Below are 2365 nucleotides of genomic sequence, written 5' to 3' on the forward strand. Positions count from 1 at the left end.
TACAAGAGCGTGATGCAGCGGTGGCCGGATGCCATTGCCAAGGGGGCTGAATTTACGATGCCGGTGGCTAAGTAAGGTCTTGATTGGTTTTTGGTTTTTGATGCCAAGCCGCAGGCAAAGCACACATTCCAAACATAAGAAAGCCATGGAGACATTCGACTACATCATCGTTGGCGCCGGCTCAGCCGGCTGTGTCCTGGCCAACCGCCTGACCCAGGACCCTGACATCAACGTCCTCCTGCTGGAAGCTGGCGGCAAAGACGACTACCACTGGATCCACATCCCGGTAGGCTACCTGTACTGCATCGGCAACCCCCGCACGGACTGGCTCTACCGCACCGAAGCCGAGGCCGGCCTGAACGGCCGCTCCCTTGGCTACCCCCGCGGCCGCGTCTTGGGCGGATGCTCGTCAATCAACGGCATGATCTACATGCGCGGCCAGCGCGAAGACTACGACGACTGGGCCCGCCTGTCCGGCGACGACGGCTGGAAATGGGACAACGTGCTTCCGCTGTTCAAGCGCTGCGAAGACCACCACCGCGGCCCAAGCGAATTCCATGGTGCCCACGGCGAGTGGCGCGTCGAAGCGCAGCGGCTGCGCTGGGACATCCTCGAGCGCTTTGCCGATGCGGCGGAGCAAGCCGGCATCCCGCGTACCGACGACTTCAACCAGGGCGACAACTTCGGCGTCGGCTACTTTGAAGTGAACCAGCGCCGCGGCATCCGCTGGAACACCGCCAAGGCCTTCCTGCGCCGCGCGTCGGAGCGCCCGAACCTGACCATCGTCACCGGCGCGCAAGTCAGCGCGCTTACCTTCGACGGGCGCCGCTGCACTGGCGTGCAATACATCGGTGGCGGGCGGCCGCATGCCGCGGCGGCGCGGCATGAAGTCATCCTTTCCGCCGGCGCGGTCAATACGCCGCAGCTGCTGGAGCTGTCCGGCATCGGCGAGCCGGAACGGCTGCGCGCACTCGGCATCGAGGTACGCCACGCCTTGCCCGGCGTGGGTGAAAACCTGCAGGACCACCTGCAGCTGCGCACCGTGGTCAAGGTCAATGGCGTGCGTACGCTCAACACGCGTGCCGCCAGCCTGTGGGGCAAGTTGTGCATCGGCGTCGAGTACGCCTTCAACCAGAGCGGGCCGATGAGCATGGCGCCGTCGCAGCTGGGCGCATTCGCGCGCTCGGATCCGTCGCAGGCGCGGCCCAATGTGGAGTACCACGTGCAGCCGCTGTCGCTGGACAAATTCGGCGATCCGCTGCACGCGTTCAATGCCTTCACCGCCAGCGCCTGCAACCTGCGGCCGACGTCGCGCGGCAGCGTGCATGCGCGCAGCGCCGATTTCCGCGATGCGCCGGTGATCGCGCCCAACTACCTATCGACCGATGAAGACCGGCGTGTCGCCGCCGATTCGTTGCGGCTGACGCGCCGCATCGTGGCATCGCCGGCGCTGGCGCCGTACCAGCCCGAGGAATACCTGCCGGGTGCCGCGTTCCAGACCGACGAAGAACTGGCCGAAGCCGCCGGCAGCATCGGCACCACCATCTTCCATCCCGTCGGCACCTGCAAGATGGGACGCGGCGACGACGGCATGGCAGTGGTCGATAACCGGCTGCGGGTGTTCGGCATCGAGGGACTGCGCGTGGTCGATGCCTCGGTGATGCCGCTGATCACCTCGGGCAATACCAATTCGCCCACCATCATGATTGCGGAGCGCGCCAGCGACATGATCCGCGAAGACCGCCGGCGCGGCGCGGGGGCAGCGGGAGTGATGGCGCCAGCGCCACTCGCCGCGGCGGAAAACGCCTGAAGGTGGCAGGCGCGGGGTGCGCAGCATGGGAAATCGGGCGCGAAAGCATGGGGGCGCCAGGTGGCGTTTGCTGATCATGTGCGCCTGCAAAAAAACTGACACTTGGTTCATGTTTCATAGTGCAAACCCCGATGTTTTGCGATGCAACAGGCGCACACAATAGACGCCTCGGAGGGTGCGCGGGCTGCACATTGTGCTGGCCGCTGTCCTCCGGCGGGAGCCGCCCCGCACAGCCATGACAAAGACGCCGCAGCACGCCGCGACCACGGACGTGCCTGGCGGACGCGGCACAGGGCCTACAGGCCGGTTCGGACCATCAGTCAGTGCCGGGCATCACCCGGCGTACAACGAAGGGCGGGCAGGAGACATGAACCAGCAGGAAACCATCCTGGAAACGCGGAACCTCACCAAGGAGTTCAAGGGGTTCACCGCGGTGAGCGACGTCAACCTACAGGTGCGCCGCGGCTCGATCCATGCGTTGATCGGCCCTAATGGCGCAGGCAAGACCACTTGCTTCAACCTGCTCACCAAGTTCCTGGAGCCGACCACCGGCAC

General features: G+C 65.5%; 2 protein-coding genes. Both read left to right on the forward strand.

Annotation, left to right across the window (positions count from 1 at the left end; all coding sequences use genetic code 11):
- The first annotated feature begins 145 nt into the window (after positions 1–145).
- A complete protein-coding gene (locus ACAD63_RS00510; protein ID WP_434033300.1) occupies positions 146–1810 on the forward strand; it encodes a GMC family oxidoreductase in 1665 nt (554 codons plus the stop codon).
- A gap of 367 nt (positions 1811–2177) precedes the next feature.
- The coding region (locus ACAD63_RS00515) for an ATP-binding cassette domain-containing protein (protein WP_434033301.1) at positions 2178–2365 on the forward strand (188 nt) is incomplete at its 3' end.

Source organism: Cupriavidus sp. a3, from assembly GCF_051015765.1.
Lineage (GTDB): Bacteria > Pseudomonadota > Gammaproteobacteria > Burkholderiales > Burkholderiaceae > Cupriavidus > Cupriavidus oxalaticus_A.

Excerpts from the sequence above, each read along its gene's own strand:
- ACAD63_RS00510 (WP_434033300.1), top strand. The coding sequence starts at position 146 with ATGGAGACATTCGACTACATCATCGTTGGCGCCGGCTCAGCCGGCTGT.